Below are 984 nucleotides of genomic sequence, written 5' to 3' on the forward strand. Positions count from 1 at the left end.
ATGAGTATCAATGGCGTCATGTAAAAGAAGCCATGTTGCTCGGTGTTCCTGTTGAACTTTCCGTTCAAACTCGAAGGGTTAAGTGTCGTAACTGCGGCATAAAAACAGAGTCTCTCTCTTGGTTAGAGCCTTATGCTCGTATAACGAAGCGCCTAAAAAGCTATATAGAACAACTGCTACCCTTGCTTCCCATTAAGCATATATCCCAGATTACGGGCGTTCATTGGCACACCATTAAAGAGATAGATAAACGCCGACTCCGACAAGTGGTACCGCCAGTGAAATGGGGTGAGCTAAAACAGCTCGTGATGGATGAGTTCGCCATCTTTAAAGGGCATCGATATGCCACCGTCATCACTGATGCGAAGACTCATCAAGTCATTTGGGTTGGATTAGGCCGAAGCCGCAAGGACATACGGCCGTTCTTCGAGCAGCTAGGCGAGAATGGGATAAATATCGAAGCAGTAGCGATGGACATGAATACGGCTTTTGACCTTGAAGTTCAAGCGCACTGCCCGAACGCAAAAATCGTTTACGACTTATTTCATGTTGTTGCTAAGTTCGGTCGTGAGGTGATGGATAGAGTCAGAGTCGACCAAGCCAACAAACTCAAGCAAGATAAAAAAGCGAGGCAATGGGTCAAGCGCTCACGCTGGGTGCTGTTGAAAAACAGAGGCAACTTAAATACGCGACAAGATAGCTATCTTACTGAGATATTGAATATCAATAAGGATTTGATGACCACTTATATACTCGGAGCACAACTCAAAGAGCTTTGGTATTGTGAATCAGAAGCACATGCTAAGGGGCTCTGGGAGGCGTGGTGGGCACAAGTACAAGAGAGTGGAATTAAGCCATTGAAAGAGTTCGCACGAAAACTGAGTCCTTATCTTCACGGCATTATCGCATCGGCAAGTTATCCGTTAAACACCTGCACACTGGAAGGGATAAATAACAAGATAAAGCTAATCAAGCGAATGGGGT

1 protein-coding gene is annotated in these 984 nt (G+C 45.3%); it reads left to right on the forward strand.

Features of this window, described 5'->3' with window-relative positions; translation table 11 throughout:
- Positions 1–984 (forward strand): ISL3 family transposase (locus BCU12_RS01320; protein ID WP_102402601.1); only part of this gene is annotated, 984 nt, incomplete at both ends.

Source organism: Vibrio sp. 10N.261.55.A7 (assembly GCF_002877365.1).
GTDB lineage: Bacteria > Pseudomonadota > Gammaproteobacteria > Enterobacterales > Vibrionaceae > Vibrio.